General features: G+C 44.0%; 14 protein-coding genes. 3 read left to right on the top strand and 11 right to left on the bottom strand.

Annotation, left to right across the window (positions count from 1 at the left end; all coding sequences use genetic code 11):
• The first annotated feature begins 146 nt into the window (after nt 1–146).
• Nucleotides 147–629 carry a MazG-related protein gene (locus OQJ75_RS05910; RefSeq protein WP_248393114.1) on the top strand — a complete coding sequence of 161 codons (483 nt, stop codon included), beginning with the start codon at nt 147–149 and terminating at the stop codon, nt 627–629.
• Nucleotides 630–685: 56 nt separating this feature from the next.
• On the opposite strand, the gene OQJ75_RS05905 is transcribed toward OQJ75_RS05910, so the two are convergent.
• From OQJ75_RS05905 to OQJ75_RS05860, 10 genes are all read right to left on the bottom strand, one after another.
• Nucleotides 686–1084, bottom strand: coding sequence for a hypothetical protein (locus tag OQJ75_RS05905; RefSeq protein WP_265971939.1), 399 nt, complete (start codon nt 1082–1084; stop codon nt 686–688).
• Nucleotides 1085–1180: 96 nt separating this feature from the next.
• Nucleotides 1181–2752 (bottom strand): EAL domain-containing protein, encoded by a 1572-nt coding sequence (locus OQJ75_RS05900; RefSeq protein ID WP_265971941.1) that lies wholly within the window; start codon nt 2750–2752, stop codon nt 1181–1183.
• A gap of 428 nt (nt 2753–3180) precedes the next feature.
• Nucleotides 3181–5640, bottom strand: a complete 2460-nt coding sequence (locus tag OQJ75_RS05895; protein ID WP_265971943.1) for a hybrid sensor histidine kinase/response regulator — start codon at nt 5638–5640, stop codon at nt 3181–3183.
• A 245-nt stretch (nt 5641–5885) separates the two neighbouring features.
• Nucleotides 5886–6887 (bottom strand): substrate-binding domain-containing protein, encoded by a 1002-nt coding sequence (locus tag OQJ75_RS05890; RefSeq protein WP_248376163.1) that lies wholly within the window; start codon nt 6885–6887, stop codon nt 5886–5888.
• 152 nt (nt 6888–7039) lie between these two features.
• On the bottom strand, nt 7040–7966 hold the full coding sequence (rbsK, locus tag OQJ75_RS05885) for a ribokinase (protein WP_265971947.1): 927 nt from the start codon (nt 7964–7966) through the stop codon (nt 7040–7042).
• A gap of 222 nt (nt 7967–8188) precedes the next feature.
• A complete protein-coding gene (rbsB, locus tag OQJ75_RS05880) occupies nt 8189–9067 on the bottom strand; it encodes a ribose ABC transporter substrate-binding protein RbsB (protein WP_016788188.1) in 879 nt (292 codons plus the stop codon).
• Between the two features lie 127 nt (nt 9068–9194).
• Nucleotides 9195–10187: a ribose ABC transporter permease gene (rbsC, locus tag OQJ75_RS05875; RefSeq protein WP_265971950.1), complete on the bottom strand. Its 993-nt coding sequence runs from the start codon at nt 10185–10187 to the stop codon at nt 9195–9197.
• Nucleotides 10184–11689, bottom strand: a complete 1506-nt coding sequence (rbsA, locus tag OQJ75_RS05870; protein ID WP_102435025.1) for a ribose ABC transporter ATP-binding protein RbsA — start codon at nt 11687–11689, stop codon at nt 10184–10186. The genes rbsC and rbsA overlap by 4 nt, the downstream gene beginning before the upstream one ends.
• Nucleotides 11690–11788: 99 nt before the next feature.
• Entirely contained in the window at nt 11789–12208 is a 420-nt protein-coding gene (rbsD, locus tag OQJ75_RS05865; protein ID WP_065113091.1) for a D-ribose pyranase, read from the bottom strand.
• Between the two features lie 200 nt (nt 12209–12408).
• Nucleotides 12409–12723 carry a winged helix-turn-helix domain-containing protein gene (locus OQJ75_RS05860; protein ID WP_265971952.1) on the bottom strand — a complete coding sequence of 105 codons (315 nt, stop codon included), beginning with the start codon at nt 12721–12723 and terminating at the stop codon, nt 12409–12411.
• 427 nt (nt 12724–13150) lie between these two features.
• Between OQJ75_RS05860 and OQJ75_RS05855 the strand changes: the two genes are divergently transcribed.
• The gene (locus OQJ75_RS05855; RefSeq protein WP_265971954.1) at nt 13151–13771 is read left to right on the top strand and encodes a porin family protein; all 621 of its coding nucleotides are present in this window, start codon (nt 13151–13153) and stop codon (nt 13769–13771) included.
• A 115-nt stretch (nt 13772–13886) separates the two neighbouring features.
• On the opposite strand, the gene OQJ75_RS05850 is transcribed toward OQJ75_RS05855, so the two are convergent.
• The gene (locus OQJ75_RS05850; RefSeq protein WP_265971956.1) at nt 13887–14918 is read right to left on the bottom strand and encodes an endonuclease/exonuclease/phosphatase family protein; all 1032 of its coding nucleotides are present in this window, start codon (nt 14916–14918) and stop codon (nt 13887–13889) included.
• 316 nt (nt 14919–15234) lie between these two features.
• On the opposite strand from OQJ75_RS05850, the gene OQJ75_RS05845 reads away from it, so the two are divergent.
• The gene (locus tag OQJ75_RS05845) at nt 15235–17130 is read left to right on the top strand and encodes an extracellular solute-binding protein (RefSeq protein WP_265971958.1); all 1896 of its coding nucleotides are present in this window, start codon (nt 15235–15237) and stop codon (nt 17128–17130) included.
• Nucleotides 17131–17141: the final 11 nt, after the last annotated feature.

Raw genomic sequence — 17141 nt, 5'->3', positions numbered from 1 at the left:
AGCGTTCATGACAGATTCCCAAAGCTCGGCATTTTCAGTTTGGGTTAGCTTTAGTGTTTAAGGTGGCAAGGTTTATGGTCAGGTGGTCGCGTTGTTCACCACTTAATGCGTTATGGCACAGGGCTAAATTCAGCTAAGGGAACTAGATGAGTGAAAAAGTGAAAGTAGCCTTGAAGTGGCTGAAAGAATTCTTGGATGCAGAAAGCATTGAGTACCAAATTGTAGGTGGACTGGCTGCAACTATTCATGGTGGCAGTCGTGAAATTGCAGATATTGATCTTTATATCCACAACTCTGACGCAAGCAAGATACTGGTTCACGTATCTCAATTTATATCTAAACCGTTAACTCGTTATACTGAATACGGTTGGGATCTAGAGTATTTTCAGTTGGTTTATCAAAATCAAAAAATTGAAATCGGTTTATCTCAAAATACAAAGATACAATCGGCTTTAGACGGTTCATGGTACCAGCTTGAAATTGATTATTCAGCGTCAGTTGAAAAAGACTATCAAGGTATTATATTGCCAGTAATCCCTGTTCGTCACTTAGTCGAGTACAAGCAAATCTTGGGTAGGGAAGTCGATCTAATTGACATACAAGAACTAACGTCGAGTTCAGCGCCATAACAAACGTTTAAGAATCAAGATAACCAAAGAGGGCGCCAATAACGGCGCCCTTTGTGTTAGTTGGAAACGCTGTAAGTGTCGTAGTCACGAAGTAAAAAGATCGCGATACAGGCTGCGAGCATTGGCCAAGAGGCGAAGAATAGTAGGTTGTTGAACGGGTCCATGTATTTTCCAAAAGAGGAAAAGGTTGAACTTGCATGAAGGACTAAAATGGCTCCGTAGGTGTACTTTTTCCACATGCCTACGACGAATGCGCCTAAAAATCCGAGCTGAGCAACACCCAGAGCCATCATCGCATTGTTCGAGATGTCCATTCCGTAAAAGCCAGACAGTACTTTTGTCGCGTGCTCAGGGACAAGGATCTTATCCAAGCCCCAGAACAAGAAGACGATAAAAATGCCGATTCTCAGCAGTAGTAGGCTAGTCGCCAGTTTGGTTTGAAGTGTCTTTTCCATGATATCCCTTGTGATGCATTCAATGATGCGATGATTTAAATGTTCATCAAAGGAGACCCATAGCCTTCGCGTTTTCTTTCGCAGTTTTTCAGTGGCTTATGTAACAGGAAGTGTCTGGTTGGTTTGTTCCTCGACGTTATCGGACTCAAAATGCTGTTGCTTGAGTAAGCTGATAGTCAGGTTTATCGGCATCGGCTTATAAAAATAGAAGCCTTGGATATAGTCGACGCCCAGTTTAGACAAGATGTTCACTTGGGATTCGTACTCAACCCCTTCGACGATCACTTGCATACCTAAGGTGCGGGACAACTGAAGCATGGACTCCAGCAAAGGGATACCAAGGCTTGATTCGTCGGATATGTTTTTCACAAACACGCGATCGATCTTGAGAATGCTAAACGGGAATTGTCTCACAAAGTCTAAGCCCGCATAGCCTGTACCAAAATCATCAATCGCAACTCTTACGCCCATGTTCGATAGCTTGGTTAGGTTGTCTCTAATTTTTACCATGTCGGCATCAGAACATTCACCATCTTCGGTTACTTCAAAAACCACCTGCTTGAGAATCTCAGGGTGTCTTTTAAAGATGCTCATCACCTTGTTAGAGAAGTTACTGTTGGACACAACGTTGCGGCTGATGTTGACGCTGATGTACTTTGATTCGAACACATCTTGATTGCTTTTCAATGTCACTAATACTTTGCGTAGCACGAAGTAGGTGAGCTCCTCAATCAACCCTAGGCTTTCAGCAAGCGGGATGAAAATAGCAGGGGAGACGTTACCTTCAATTGGGTCATTCCATCGTAATAATGACTCACAGCCGACTATCTCGTTGGTGTTTTGGTCAACGATAGGCTGCATGTGAACATGAAGGTGTTGGTTTTTTAGCGCACTTGAAAGTGAATACTCTAAGCTACGTTGGCTCTGCTTTTTATGCTTGATAGACAGAAGAATTATGGTCGTAATCCCGGCCATCAAAAAGCCAAACCATAAATAGCTCAACATGAAGTGAAGATAAAACTGATACCCAATGTATGAGGTGATGGTAAACGGGTAACTGTTTGATTGTATCCGCACCTTGGCGACTGATGAGTCGATATCAATAGGGTGGATATCTCTTTTGATTACTTCAACTTTGGCCTGTATTCCATGGCTGTTAAGGTTTTTTTCAACAAGGTCATAGAGGAAGTGTGGCGGAATCATCAGGCTCACTCCGGCATCTTCTTTGTTTGAGAAAATGAGCATGATGGACTGAACTTGAGTGATGGCCGAGTTGGAATACGACAGGGTCGTTAAATTCGGGTCGTCATTGAGTCGCTGCCTGATGGTGCTGTATAGGCGAAATGAAACGTCACCATCGGTGGTTGAACAGTAAAACTGGTTCTGTTTATTGAATACCGCTGCTTCTTTTACCCAATCGGCTTCAAAAACGTTTTGTCGAAGCTGTCTAACGATCTCGTCGCAAGACTGTTCAGGTCTCACTTCAGATAAAAAACGGTCGAATCTTGATTGGATGCCTTCTAACCTGGTTTCGACTAACCTTGATGTGTCTTCGGTTAACGTTTGGTGGTGATACGGTGTAAAAGGAATGAGCATTGCCATGGAAAATAAGAAAGAAATGGCAAAGTAAAATGAAGTCTTGGCAAAATTTTGGTACTTGATATCCATAGTTGGAGAAGCGTAACCGATTTATGTGAGCATTCGATTTAATTTATAAAGTTAACGATTACGTATCAATAGAGATAATAAATAGTGTGAATGTGCGCATGAATTATTGATAAATATAATGTGTTTTCTGTTTTTACCAGCAAAATCTGAGTGTTATCTCGTTTATTTGAGTTGGCCGATGAAGGTGTTGTTGATTGTGAAAATGCGATGAATACCTATACCTAACAAGGATTCGATTTTGAATAATGTCAGCATTACGCTTATTCAGCTTGAAGTTGAATACAAAAACAAACAAAAGCATGGATATGGAAGATGAGATGCAGCAAATCACCGCTCTGTTAAACCGTTAGAATGAAGGCTAGCGCGGTATAAGATCGAAAAACGCAAGGTTATTACGCCTTGCGTTTTAGTTTGGGAAAGAAGCGTGCTTAAGCTTGATCGTTCATTGGATTATGATGCTCGACTGAATGGGCGTTTTTCATACGTTGAGCTTGATGGATATTGACCATAAGGCGATTGAGCAGTTTTTGGAGTAACTCAATATCAGGCAGTTGTTGATTTTTTGCCTGTACCTCTAGCTCCAATGCCTGTTTAGATAGCATGTTAAGGCCTAAGTTTAGCGACATGCCTTTAATGGAGTGCAGGGTGCGGCAAAGTGGCTCTAACTCCTTCGCTAAATAGTATTCGATGACGCGGTCAACCGACTGTTCGAACTCAATAATGGTTGAGTCAATGAGTAAGCTGAACCCTTCCGTATCGTCTTTCAGTATTTGTATCACTTCTGAATGGCTGATCTCTTCTTCCGTTAACCTTAATGTTTCAATAGGCTTACGATGAAGCTCGACAATATTTTCATTCTCACCCGAACCTTTGGTTGCTGTTTGTTTTGGTAATCGACTTGAGAACTGTTGTAGGGCGTCGAAAAAACTCTCTTGCTGTAGAGGTTTAGTCAGAATATGGTCGACACCTGCCTGAATAAAGTTGTCATGAGCCTCGCGGAATACATCGGCCGTGTAAGCGAAGATCAAGGTATCGAGTTTCAGTTTTTCGCGGATGTACTTAGTTGTCTCGACCCCGTTCATTTCAGGCATATGATTGTCCATCAAGATAAGGTCATATTGAGTGGTTTTGAGACGTTCAATCGCCAATTTTCCGTTCTCCGCATGATCGACTCTATGGCCAAGTTTTTCACAGAAGCCTTGTGCAACAATTGCATTAATACGGTTATCTTCCACCAAAAGGATGTTTAAAGAGTCACAACTGAGAGTTTCTACATCAACTACATGGATAGCGATGTCCTTAGCTTTGCTTTCTTGCCATGTCATAGGTAGAGATACTTGGAATTTTGTGCCAAGCCCGACAGCACTGGTTAATGTGATATCCCCATTCATGAGTTTGACTAAGTTCTTGACGATTGCGAGGCCAAGCCCTGTTCCGCCAAACTTTCTTGTTGTCGAAGTGTCTGCTTGTTCGAACGAATTGAATACTTGCTCGTGCTTATCTTTAGGAATGCCAACTCCGGTGTCTGTTACGGTGAGAATCAGCTGGTTGTTGGGGCGGTTGAGGTCAGCTTGTATGGAGACATGACCTTCTTTGGTGAACTTGGTCGCATTGCCGCCTAAGTTGAACATGATTTGGCGTAGCCTTGCACAGTCACCGACGAGTTGGATGTTTTTTGGTATGTTATTTTCGATCAACAAGCGAATGCCTTTTTCATCGGCTAAGGGTTTTAGTGCGCTGCATACAGGTTGCATGACTTGAACAAAATTAAAAGGTGCCACGTCAAGTTCAAGCTTGTTTTCTTCGACTTTTGAGAAGTCCAGAATGTCGTTGAGTATCGTCATTAAGTGGTGACCAGAATCGAGAATGATGTTGATGTTCTCTTTTGTCTCTGGTTCTTGGGTCTGGCTTGCAATGATCTGAGATATACCAAGAACGCCGTTCATTGGTGTTCTGATCTCGTGGCTCATGGTAGACAGAAAATCGCCCTTAGCTTTTACTGCGGCTTCTGCTTTGGTTCGTTCAGCGATTAGCTCCTGGTTTTTCGCTCGCATTTCATTGTCGTTTTTTACCAGGTTTGTTGCCATTGTTTGAAAGCTATGACTAAGGTGAGCAACTTCGTCTTGAGCGTTAATGTTTGAGCTAAGTTTGAGGGTCGATGCCCCTTCTTTTAAATGGCCGGCAGCAACTTTGTTTGCGGCTGCGAGTAATATGTCTATTCTTCGTTTAATGCGGTTTGATGACCACGCCGCCACAAGCAATGAGATAAATGCTGAAAACAGGGTACCGACAACCAGTACGTAAGTGGTTTGGTTGGCGGAGTTAACGGATTTATCGACTCTGACTCTGATCAGTTGTTGTTCAATATCGATAAATTGAGCGATCTCTTTACGGATTTTATCGATCAGTTGTTTTCCGGTCTGTTGTTGAGTGAGGTTGACGACACTTTGCATGTCCGCTTCGCCTTTATTGACGAGGTTGCGTTGCATGCTCTCTTTTTCACCCGACTCCTTTAGCCATGTCTTATGAATATCATCGATTCTTTTGAGGCGTTCTACTTGAGGAGGGTTGTCACTTACTTGAGTTAATAGGCTTTGCATTTTTTGACGCCAAACATCCAGTGCTAGATGATAGGGCTCTAAAAATACGGAATCGCCAGTGATTAGGTAGCCACGTTGTCCGGTTTCCATATCCACAACTAGGTTGAGTAGTTCCTGAGCTCGGGCTATGGCTTTGTGAGTGTGAACAACCCAATGGTTATCTTTCACAATAGATTGAGTGTTTTCATACACAGAGAAAGAGACGATGACCATCAAAGTTATGGGAATTAAAAAACTCACCAATAGCTTTTTTTGTAGGGATATATTGTCAAACCAACCCACGATCATACAACTACGCTCTCCATGCCTATGCTGTTTATTATTAGTGTAGATGATAATTAGTCATTACGTGTGTAAGTAGTTGCTAAGCGCGTGAATGCGTATTTTTGCGAGTGAGTGCAGTTAAAAAGAGGCGTTCAATGTTCTTAAATGCGAAATTTTTGTTCTGAAAGCATAAGTGTAAAGGGCTGATATCTTGAGAACAAAAAAGCTAACTGGTTCAGCTAGCTTCTGTGTGGAAATGTTTATTGCCGCTAAATCGCTTTCACGCTGCTTCGTTCGACAAGAGTAGGTTCAAGTTCAACGACTTGCGGATAAGCATCTGGAGTTTGTAATCTGCTCAAAAGCGTATCCACTGCTGCTTTACCTAAGCGGTGTTTTGGCTGGTGGACAGTGCTTAATGCGGGTGTCATGTACTTCGACAGATGGATGTCATCGTAGCCAATGATAGATAGGTCATTCGGAATCGAGGTGCCATCTTGCGCAGCTGCGTGAATCACGCCCATTGCCATCATATCGTTACTGACGAATAAGGCAGACGGCATTTCGCCTCGAGTTTTCAGAGCCTGATAAGAGTCAAATCCACCGTCACATTCAAAGTTGGATTCAACAATCCACTTAGGGTTGATCTCTAAATTCGCTTCTTCCATTGCTTGCTTGAAGCCTTGATAACGAGACGAAGCTTGATTGCGATGCAGAGGGCCGGTGATACAACCAATCTGAGAGTGACCGTTGTCTATCAAATGCTTGGTCGCCATGTAGCCACCTTGATGCGAGTTGTCTTGGATCTTATCACTCGCAAACAACATAGGGCCCCAATCCATTGCCACAACAGGCAGTTCTGGGTAGCGCTCGAATACATCGATATGTTCGCCTTCAAGGGTAGAGCACATCAGCATTAAGCCATCGACACGCTTTTGTAGCAAAGTATCGATAGAGGACTTCATGCGTTCGCTATCACCTTCGGTGTTACATAAGATAAGGTTATAGCCTTTCTCATAGCAACGACGTTCCACACCTTTTACGACTTCACCAAAGAATGGGTTGGTGGATGTGGTCACTAGCATTCCCAAGGTTTTGGTTTGTTTCATTTTCAAGCTACGAGCCAGTGCAGAAGGCGCGTAGTTGAGTTCTTTAGCCGCACTGTTAACACGCTCAGCTATCTCTTCACTGACAAAACGTGACTTGTTGATCACATGGCTAACGGTTGAAGTTGAAACCTTTGCGAGCCGTGCGACGTCTTTCATTGTTGCCATAAAAAATCCTTGTGGGAGTAACTTGCCACGTTGCGCGATATTCTGCCTGAAAACAGGGGCTTATGCTTGTTATTTGTTGTTAGCGAATTTGAAGGGCAAAATCCGTTAACCACGGTTTAGCTCAGGAGTTAAGCCTTCAAATAGGTATCAAGCTAAACAGGCAGTTGCTCTGCCAAAAACGCATCGGTTTCAGAACGACTTGGAATAGAGGTTTGTGCGCCAAAGCGAGTCACTGAAATTGCAGCCGCAGCGTGAGCAAACTTAATTGCGCGCTCTAATGGCATGTCTTCAAGCAGGCCTGTCACTAATGCGCCGTTGAAGGTATCACCCGCAGCGGTTGTGTCTGTCGCTTTAACTTGGAAGCCAGCGATTAACTCTCCCTCCCCATTTTTACTCACCCAAACACCTTTAGCGCCAAGTGTGATCATCACAGTCTCGATGCCTTTCGCATGCAGAGCCAAAGCTGCCTGATGAGCGGATTCGTTGTCCGTCACGGTAATGCCCGTCAGCACTTCTGCTTCGGTTTCGTTTGGTGTAATCACATCAACACAAGCAAGCAGTGAATCCGATAATGGGCGAGCAGGAGCCGGGTTAAGAATCACTTGCGTGCCACTCTCTTTGGCCACTTTTGCAGCGTACTCAATGCCTTCAATCGGAGTTTCAAGCTGAGTCAGCAGGTATTTAGCACCGCGAATCTTATCGAGGTGCGGTTCGATTTGGTCGCAAGTCAGCTTGTTGTTGGCTTCAGCAGAAAGGCAAATACTGTTTTCACCTGTTGCGGATACTTGGATCATCGCAATGCCTGTCGGCGTGTTGTCTGCAACGATAACACCGTCGATGTTGATGCCGTCTTTGGCGAAGTCTTGACGAATGTTGATGCCAAATGGGTCGTCACCGACACAGGCGATAAAGCCGATATCTGCGTTTAGTCGCGCAGCAGCCACCGCTTGGTTTGCGCCTTTGCCGCCAGGGATGACCTGATAGTTACCGCCAATCAAGGTTTCACCCGGACGAGGGAACGAAGGAACTTGCAGTACGTGATCAGCGTTAACGCTACCTAAAACAATCAGTTGAGTCATGATACGAGCCTTATGATATATCGTATTTGAAAATGCATGGGTCTTTCACATTACGTTAATTCACATTACGTAAATCGCTCGCCTTGTTAGACGGCTTATGAGAAACAGCGATGCACTGTCGGTTTTTTGTTTTTTTCTTGAGTCAGTGAGCTAATGAGCTAGTGAGTTAAGCAAAGCAGGGGATAGGGGACCCCTGCTTTATATCGTGTTACCTAGTAACGATTACTTAGCAACAATTTTTAGAGGTACTGGTACGTACTCGTCTACTGTTTCGCCTTTCAGTACTTTGTCTGCCATTTCGATACCTAGAGAACCGATTAGGTCTGGCTGTTGTGCAACCGTTGCGCCTAGTAGGCCACGATTAACAGCAGCAATACCATCATCAGTGCCATCAAAGCCAACGATCATTACGTCTTTACCTGAAGCTTGAACTGCGCGAAGTGCACCCAGTGCCATTTCATCGTTCTGAGCGAATACTGCTTGTACGTCTGGGTTAGCTGCAAGCAAGTTTTCCATTACGTTCAGACCTTTAGTACGGTCGAAATCAGCTGGTTGGCTTGCAAGAAGTTCAAGGTCGCTGCCGTTTACTGCGTTCATGAAGCCTTCACCACGTTCACGAGCTGCTGAAGTACCTGCGATACCTTCCAGTTGGATTACTTTCGCTTTTTCGCCCACTTTTTCCATGATGTAGTGACCCGCCATTTCACCGCCGATTACGTTATCAGAAGCAATGTGGCTCACTACGTCACCACGGCTTGCACCACGGTCTAGTGTTAATACTGGGATGTCTGAGCGGTTAGCAATACGAATAGCGTTAGACACAGCGTCTGAATCCGTTGGGTTAATCAGGATTGCTTTAACACCACGAATGGTTAGATCTTCAATGTTCGAAAGCTCTTTGCTTGGGTCGTTTTGAGAATCAAGAACGATAAGCTTGTAGCCTAGCTCTTCAGCTTTCGCTTCTGCGCCATCTTTCATGGTTACGAAGAATGGGTTGTTCAATGTAGACAGAACGATTGCCATTGTATCTTGCGCCTGTGCAGACACAGATACCGTTGTAGAAAGAAGAGCAGCAGAAATAAGAGTCGCTAATTTTTTCATGGTGTAAGTCCTTTGTGTAGGGTGAGCTAGGAGGTGAGTCCTAGCTCGTAGTTACATTATTTATAGATTCTAATATTTAAAGGTAAAACAGGGTGTTACTTGTATTAACCTAGTGTGTGAATAGGTTTTATTTGTTTTTGTTGTCGACCAATACCGCCAGAAGAATAACCACTGCTTTTGCAATCATCTGGTAGTAAGAAGATACGTCTAATAGGTTTAGGGCGTTGTTTAGGAAGCCGATAATCAGAGCACCAATCAATGTGCCCATGATGCGACCACGACCGCCGGCTAAGCTTGTGCCGCCAAGAACTACGGCTGCGATGGCGTCTAATTCATAACCCATACCTGCGGTAGGTTGAGCTGATGACAAGCGAGATGCCACGATGATGCCTGCCACTGCTGCTAGCAGACCACAGATTGCGTAAACGCCGATTTTCACTTTGTCTACGTCGATGCCTGATAGGCGAGTTGCTGATTCGTTGCCACCCAGTGCGTAAACATAGCGACCAAAGCGTGTGTGGTTAAGTAGGTACCATACCGCTGCGAATACCACGACCATGATCCATACTGGAACTGGGATACCCATTGCGTAGCCTGTACCGAACCAAGCGAATGCGTCTGCTGTGTCTGTGAAGCCAGTTGAGATAGGACGACCATCTGTGTAAACCATGGTTACGCCGCGCAATAGAGTCATGGTTACAAGCGTTGCGATGAAGGCTTGAACCTTACCTTTGGCGATAATCACACCACTGATAGCACCTAATGCTGCACCTGCTACAAGAGCGGTTGGCACTGCGATCATCACAGGGATCTCTAGACCAATCATGCTGGCAGCGAACGCGCCACAAAGTGCAAGTACAGAACCGACACTCAAGTCGATACCCGCGGTTAAGATAACCAGCGTCATACCCACAGCGATAATTGCGTTAACCGAAGTTTGGCGCAGAATGTTCAGGATGTTGTCGACCGTAAAGAAGTTTGGGTTTAAGAAAGAAACGACAACAATCAGGAAGATCAAAGCAATCAATGACTTTTGATCAATCAGCCACTCTTTGCTGATTAACGGTTTCTTCTTTGGCGCTTCAGTTTCAGTTGTTTTGCTCATGGTTTTAGTACTCATGCTGCGTCCTCGTTGATCTTTTTACCGACCGCACACGCCAGTAATAATTCTTGGTTTGCTTCTTTAGCATCAAATTCACCGCTTACACGGCCTTCATGCATCACCATGATGCGGTCACTCATTCCTAACACTTCTGGCATTTCAGATGAGACCAAAATAATGCTCATGCCGTCAGCTTTGAATTTATTAATGAGTTGGTAAATCTCTTTCTTAGCACCGACATCGACACCACGAGTGGGTTCATCGAGAATCAGTACTTTTGGCTTGGTCATCAAGCCTTTAGCGATAGCCACTTTCTGTTGGTTACCACCAGAAAGGTTGCCAATGATTTGCTCGCGAGTAGGGGTTTTGATGTTGAACAGTTTGATGAAGTCATCAACCGCCATCACTTCATCTTTATGTTGGATTTGACCTTTGTTAGTCAGTAGGTCAAGTGAACATAAAGACATGTTTTCTTTTACTGAAAGCCCTAGAACCAAGCCATCGCCTTTACGGTCTTCAGAGATGTATGCAATGCCATTGGCAAGGCCATCTTTTGGACTAACAGGGTTAATGGTTTTGTTTTCTAAGTTGATGACACCGCGTTCACTCGGAAGGGCACCGTAAATCACTTTCATCAGTTCGGTACGACCTGCGCCCATCAAGCCAGATACACCCAGGATTTCGCCGCGCTTTAGGGTAAAGCTCACGTCATGAACGCCAGAACCCGTCAGGCCGATCACTTCAAGGCAGGTTTCACCGTGGCTTTGTCCGATACGTGGATATTGTTCGTCTAGCTTACGGCCAACCATCATCTCAATTAGGCCGTCTTCGTCGGTGTCTTTTACTTCACACTGACCGATGAACTTACCGTCACGAAGTACCGTGATGTCGTCACAAATCTCGAAGATCTCTTTCAAGCGGTGAGAGATGTAAACAATGCCGCAGCCTTCAGAACGCAGCTCGTTGATCACCTTAAATAGCGACTCAGTTTCAGTATCGGTTAGTGCGTCCGTTGGCTCATCCATGATGATGACCTTAGATTCAAACGATAGGGCTTTCGCGATCTCTACCATTTGTTGCTCACCAAGGCTTAACTGACCTAAAAGTGTTTTTGAGCTGTGTTTTACATTAAGACGTTTAAGTAGCTTGTCCGCTTCTTGGTACATTTCGTTCCACAAGATGCGACCCATAGTCCCGGTGATTTCACGACCCAAGAAGATGTTCTCGGCGATGGTTAGCTCTGGAATTAGGTTCAATTCTTGGTGAATGATACTAATGCCAGCTTGTTGTGAATCACGCGGCCCTTTGAATGCAGCAGGCTTACCTTGGTAGGCGATAGTACCGCCATCCAAGTGATAAATACCTGTCAGCACTTTCATGAGGGTTGATTTACCTGCACCGTTCTCACCCATTAACGCCATTACGCGTCCTGGGTAAACGTTGAGGCTTGCCTTATCCAGTGCTTTCACACCAGGGAAGGCTTTCTCAATTGAGCTAAGTTCTAAAATGGCTTGAGTCATGTCGGTTCCTTTACTCGGGGCCAGTTGTATTTGGTTGTTCTGTATATGTATTGTGTCTGTTCAGCAATGACGCTGGACTGTCGTTGCGTTTCGCTTGAGCTAAAACGTTACGCCAGCTTGGAAAATAACATTCGCGTAAGGTGTGCATTCACCAGTGCGGATAACCGCGCGGCTTTCATGCGTGCGCTCTTTGAATTCTTCATGAGTGATGTAAGTAATCGTAAGCGGTTTGCCGCAACGCGCTTCTTCAGTTTTTATTAAATCAATCAGCGCAGCGTGGTGTTCTGGGCTTACTTTCGCAAACTCTTCTGCAATCACAACGCCTTCAATTTGAGATTCATCCAGCATGGTTTTTACCGTTTGCTGAAAGCTCGGAACACCATGAGTTAAGGCAAGATCAATGCGAGTTACGTGATCTGGAATCGGCAAGCCCGCGTCACAAATCGTGATTTCATCTGTGTGGCCAAGAGTCGCCACTAAGTAAGAGAGTTCAGAATTAATTAGAGTACTTTTTTTCATATCACGACCTATCGAAAAATAACGCTTAATGGGTTGAGAACAACTCAAGAAAAGCCATCGAAACGTTTCGATAGTGATAATAGTGTTTGATTTATCATTTGCACGTTTGATTGTTTTAGAGTGTGATAACGATCATCGAAACGTTTCGATGGGGTGTTTTTTGGTGATCTTAGTCACCTCCATTGATTGCATAAATCCTTTTATGTGGGTTCAATCGATAGCGCATATCCAAACTTACTAATGGTAATAATCTGGACGTTTTGTGCTCTTAATCGCGCGAAGACATTGCGTAGGTTATAGACGACGTTTGCAAGAACATGTGGTGAAGAGAGTTGCCCATCCCAACACACATCAACAATATGCTCTCTTGAAATCGGTCTTCCCACATTCTCCAATAACAAGCAGAGCACTGCTAATAGGTGAGGGCGCAAGGTGATTTTGTTTCCCTGCTGATTAGTAATGGTTCGAGAGTCGGTATCAATGATTAAGCCGTTGAGGTCTATGGTGTGGGTCATCGTGTTTTATGTTCGTCTTATTCTGAATTGTGGAGATTGAGCAAAACTGGCCTGCTTTTGGATCAGGTAACTATTTAAGTGTACTAATGGTTAAAGCGCGCAGATTATGCAAAATCACACCACGCTTGAAAGTAAGCCTGCGTAAGCTCATGAGAATAAAATCTAAAAATGGGATGGTTTGAAAAATAGAAGGAAGGTTATTCTGAACAAATGACAGTTTTTTATTTCTAGTTTATTCAGTGGTTTATTAGGTTTTTACTGATTATGTTGGCTGAAGTTACAAAGTGATTATATTTCTATTTATTTTTTTGTTTTCTGTGAGATTAACCTGCTTGCGAATTCGACGGGGTGTCGGATAACTCTAACAAGATTGTGCAGCACAGGAAGGTGTAACAATCTTGATTGCAATAAGTAAGGTCAAGCAGTAATGAACAACAAATTTATTCTAAGCATCGCGATGATGTCAGCAGTGGCAGCAAGTAATTTAATGGCAGCAGACAGTGGCTTCTACCTAGGCGGCGCGATCGGTACATCTGGTATTGATGATGGCGGGCTAACTGACACGATCAATGAGCCTATTACTTTTAAAGCCGAAGACAATACTTACCGATTAATTGCTGGTTACAAATTTAACCGCATTGTTTCGCTTGAAGCTCAATATACAGATTTTGGTGATGTAGCCCTAAAAACGAAATCTGGTAATAAGGTTTTCACTTGGACACCTCAAATCTTTTCGGTAACGGCAAACCTTGGTTACACGTTTGATAATGGCGTTCGTCCATTTGGCACGATCGGTCTATCGACTATTGATCTAGACATGAAGTTTGCTGATGGTTCTCGCCCTTCAGGAGATGGTTTTGATGATCCGGGAGATGGCATCCGTATGGGTGTTGGTGTTGAATATACGCCACCTACAATGTCTTCGTTGAGCTTTCGCCTAGCATACGAAGCCGATGCTTTTGATATCGAAGATTACGAAAACGGACACAAGACAGAAGATACTGTTGTTCTGGATTCTTTCTACTTAGGCGCAATGTACACATTCTAAGTTTCACACTTTGCTAAACGGTAAATCGGTTTCTAAATGGGGCGTCGGTTGGCTCAACCCGTTTGGCTAAAGTGGAAGGCCGCAGTTTTTGACTGCGGCTTTTTTATGTTCAACTCTAGGCTTCACGAATATGAGCGGTGACAGACACGATGGCATGGTCCGTACTGAATTGGTCGTGTTCAAAGCTTGGATTGATGAGGTGATGGTCTAACACTGTGTAGCTAGAGATCTCCATCAAACTAGACGAGTTCTGACAATCAAACTCGTTCGACATCAAAATGTAGTCCAGTACAGACCCAGAAGCGCCGTAGTAATGGGTTGGCTTACGTTGCTCAAGCAAGTCTTCTTCATGCAGTTGATGATAGAGATCCCAACTGTCTCTTAATCGGAAATGCGATAACCAATGTCTGCTCGTTTCATCTCGATTCAATGAATAACTGAGTAGCCCTTTGAACTCATCGTTGAATAGGGGCTTGTTAAAATCGCCTATCAACACAACTGGTTGATTGGTTTGGTAGCGTTGATTGTTGATGTATTGATGCAGCATTTGAGCTTCTAGGCCACGTTGAACACTCGATAGCCAAGAGCCTAGTTGTTCCTGATGAAGCTTAACCAAGGTGTCGCTTTGCGGCTTTTGATCTGTTGAGCTGTCACTGGATTCTTGCGGTTCGGTTGGGCGTTGAGATTTGAAGTGCACAACATAACAGTCGGTCGAACCTAAATGGGGTAACGTAATCGTCGCGTGAACAGGTGTTCGGTTGAATGAGAATTTGTCGCCAAGGTTGAAGGCTGAAAGTAGCTCTAAATCCGGTGTCACAGGCTGCACATTTTCAATCGGGCAACGCGATGCGATACCAACGACAGGAGAGGTGTACAGGTAATCATCTTCAACATGTGCGCTATCGACCACCGCAAAGTATGGATACCCCAGTTCCTTCATTAATTGCTCTAAAGATTCAGGGCTAAAGATCTCTTGAAAGCCAATCACATCGCAATCGGATGAGCGAATCGCTTCAGCTATCCAGCCTTGCTTCTTTTGCCATTCCTCGAAGCTGTAGATGTTCTCAAAATCATAATAAGCATTCGGTGGTTCGAGGTAGTTCAAAAGGTTGAACGTTGAGAATGTTATTTGGTTTGGTTTGTTCAAAGTGTCATTCCATTTAGACCTAGGCTGCAAGGATACTCTAGTGAAAGTATAGTTTGTTGATTATTTAGAACCTAAATTTCACTTTTGAAGTGAATCAAAGCAATCAAAGCAATCAAAGCAATCAAAGCGAACTGCATCTAGTAACTTTGAGCTGTGACGAGTTAATTGTAAATAAACCGTCAGAGATGGAGTGCTGATGGTTTTATTAGTTATTACATGATGTTAGATTTGAACCTATACTTGTTTTAACGGTGTGCATTCAAAGCCGGTTAATCAAGTTGAATATAGAATTCATAACATTTGAAGGGAGAGTCAAATGGGAACAGATTTCCGAAGCAAAGCCTCGCAGCGCACTCAATTTTTCAGGTCTAATTTGAAGTCATGTGCAGTCATGCTGCCGCTAATTGCTCTATACCCCTCTGTTACACAAGCCTCTGATACCGAATCAACTCCCGCTGTCACCGTTATTGAAACCACTCAACTGGTCGGTTTTGGTGAAGCGAAATATCCTGTCGATTTCACTCATTTCGATTACGTTAATCCTGATGCGCCAAAGCAAGGCAAGGTGACCTATGGCAGCATAGGTACTTACGATAGCTTTAATCGATTCGGTTCCCGCGGCGTTGCGGCAAGTTACACGGGTGAGATTTACGATACCTTGATGTTTTCTCCGAGTGACGAGATTGATGCTTACTATCCATTAATCGCTTCCAAAATTCGCTACGCAAGTGACTTCTCTTGGATGGAAATCGACATCAACCCAGATGCTAAATTCCAAGATGGAAAACCAATCACGGCTCATGATGTGGCCTTCACCTTTGATAAGTTTTCAAAAGAAGGTGTGCCTCAATATCGCGTGTATTACAAAGAAATTGAATCAGTAACGGCTGTTTCTGATTCGGTTGTTCGTATTGAGATGAACAAGCCAAACCGCGAGAAACTGTTTAGTTTTGCACAAAGTACTCGTGTATTACCAAAACATTTCTGGAAAGAAAGAAAATTGTCGGAGCCGTTGAGTGAGCCGCCGGTAGGAAGTGGTCCTTATAAGATCATCAGCTATAAATCGGGCCAAAGCGTGACTTACGGTTTAGATGAAAATTACTGGGCAGCCGACCTGCCTGTTAACGTCGGTCGTAATAACTTCAAGGAAGTGCAATACGACTACTATCGTGACGACACGGTAATGCTAGAAGCCTTCAAAGCAGGGGAGTTCGATCTTCGAACCGAGAACTCGGCTAAGTTCTGGGCCAACTCTTATACGGGCGCGAACTTCGATAAAGGCTACATCATTAAAGAAGAGATCAACCATGAGAAGCCTGAAACGACTCAAGGTTTTGTCTTCAATATTCAATCTCCAGTGTTCTCTGATCCTAAAGTTCGTGAAGCGTTAACCTACGCGATGGACTTTGAATGGATGAACAAGAACATGTTCTACGGTCAGTACAAGCGCACTCGTAGTTACTTCCAGAACACCGACTATGAAGCGAAAGGTTTACCAAGCGAAGCTGAAGTAGAATTGCTGTCTCAGTACAAAGATCAGATTCCACCGCGAGTGTTTACCGAAGAGTTCCAACCATCAGTCACCGATGGCAGTGGCCGTATTCGTAGCCAGATGCGTACTGCTTTCAAGCTTTTAAAAGAAGCAGGGTGGGTACTGAAAGATAAAGTGATGACCAACGAAAAGACAGGCAAGCCGATGTCGTTTGAGTTGTTGATTTACAGCCCAACCACGGAACGTATCGCAACGCCTGTTCAAAAGAACCTCAAGCGAATGGGTATCGAGATGAAGATCCGTACCATCGATACCACTCAGTACATCAAGCGCTTGCGTGATCGTGATTTCGACATGGTGTCGTCTTCATTTTCCGCAAACCCTTATCCTAGCCCGAACTTAATGATTGTTTGGAACTCTAACTACATTGATTCTACTTACAATACTGCAGGTGTGATGGATCCGGTGGTTGATGCGTTAACAGAAGAAATTGCGCGTAACCAACAGCATCCTGAAAAACTTCTTACACTAGGTCGTTCACTAGACCGAGTATTGCAGTGGAATTTCTACAACATCCCTCAATGGCACGTCGGTGAATATCGCGTAGCAATGTGGGACAAGTTTGAGCGTCCAGATGTATTACCTAAATACGATTTAGGCATTGATACATGGTGGATTTCAGAAGAGAAGGCGGCTTTGCTTCCTGAAAAACGTCGCTAGGAGTTAGTTAG

The sequence above is a fragment of the Vibrio sp. 14G-20 genome, from assembly GCF_026241515.1.
Classification (GTDB): domain Bacteria; phylum Pseudomonadota; class Gammaproteobacteria; order Enterobacterales; family Vibrionaceae; genus Vibrio.
This window is presented reverse-complemented; position numbering and strand designations above follow the sequence as displayed.

What these genes read in the sequence shown, in the direction of transcription:
- rbsB (WP_016788188.1), bottom strand. Translation starts at nt 9,067, where the DNA reads ATGAAAAAATTAGCGACTCTTATTTCTGCTGCTCTTCTTTCTACAACG.
- OQJ75_RS05890 (WP_248376163.1), bottom strand. Translation starts at nt 6,887, where the DNA reads ATGGCAACAATGAAAGACGTCGCACGGCTCGCAAAGGTTTCAACTTCA.
- OQJ75_RS05910 (WP_248393114.1), top strand. Translation starts at nt 147, where the DNA reads ATGAGTGAAAAAGTGAAAGTAGCCTTGAAGTGGCTGAAAGAATTCTTG.
- OQJ75_RS05905 (WP_265971939.1), bottom strand. Translation starts at nt 1,084, where the DNA reads ATGGAAAAGACACTTCAAACCAAACTGGCGACTAGCCTACTACTGCTG.
- rbsC (WP_265971950.1), bottom strand. Translation starts at nt 10,187, where the DNA reads ATGAGTACTAAAACCATGAGCAAAACAACTGAAACTGAAGCGCCAAAG.
- rbsD (WP_065113091.1), bottom strand. Translation starts at nt 12,208, where the DNA reads ATGAAAAAAAGTACTCTAATTAATTCTGAACTCTCTTACTTAGTGGCG.
- OQJ75_RS05900 (WP_265971941.1), bottom strand. Translation starts at nt 2,752, where the DNA reads ATGGATATCAAGTACCAAAATTTTGCCAAGACTTCATTTTACTTTGCC.
- OQJ75_RS05895 (WP_265971943.1), bottom strand. Translation starts at nt 5,640, where the DNA reads ATGATCGTGGGTTGGTTTGACAATATATCCCTACAAAAAAAGCTATTG.
- OQJ75_RS05855 (WP_265971954.1), top strand. Translation starts at nt 13,151, where the DNA reads ATGAACAACAAATTTATTCTAAGCATCGCGATGATGTCAGCAGTGGCA.
- OQJ75_RS05860 (WP_265971952.1), bottom strand. Translation starts at nt 12,723, where the DNA reads ATGACCCACACCATAGACCTCAACGGCTTAATCATTGATACCGACTCT.
- rbsK (WP_265971947.1), bottom strand. Translation starts at nt 7,966, where the DNA reads ATGACTCAACTGATTGTTTTAGGTAGCGTTAACGCTGATCACGTACTG.
- OQJ75_RS05845 (WP_265971958.1), top strand. Translation starts at nt 15,235, where the DNA reads ATGGGAACAGATTTCCGAAGCAAAGCCTCGCAGCGCACTCAATTTTTC.
- rbsA (WP_102435025.1), bottom strand. Translation starts at nt 11,689, where the DNA reads ATGACTCAAGCCATTTTAGAACTTAGCTCAATTGAGAAAGCCTTCCCT.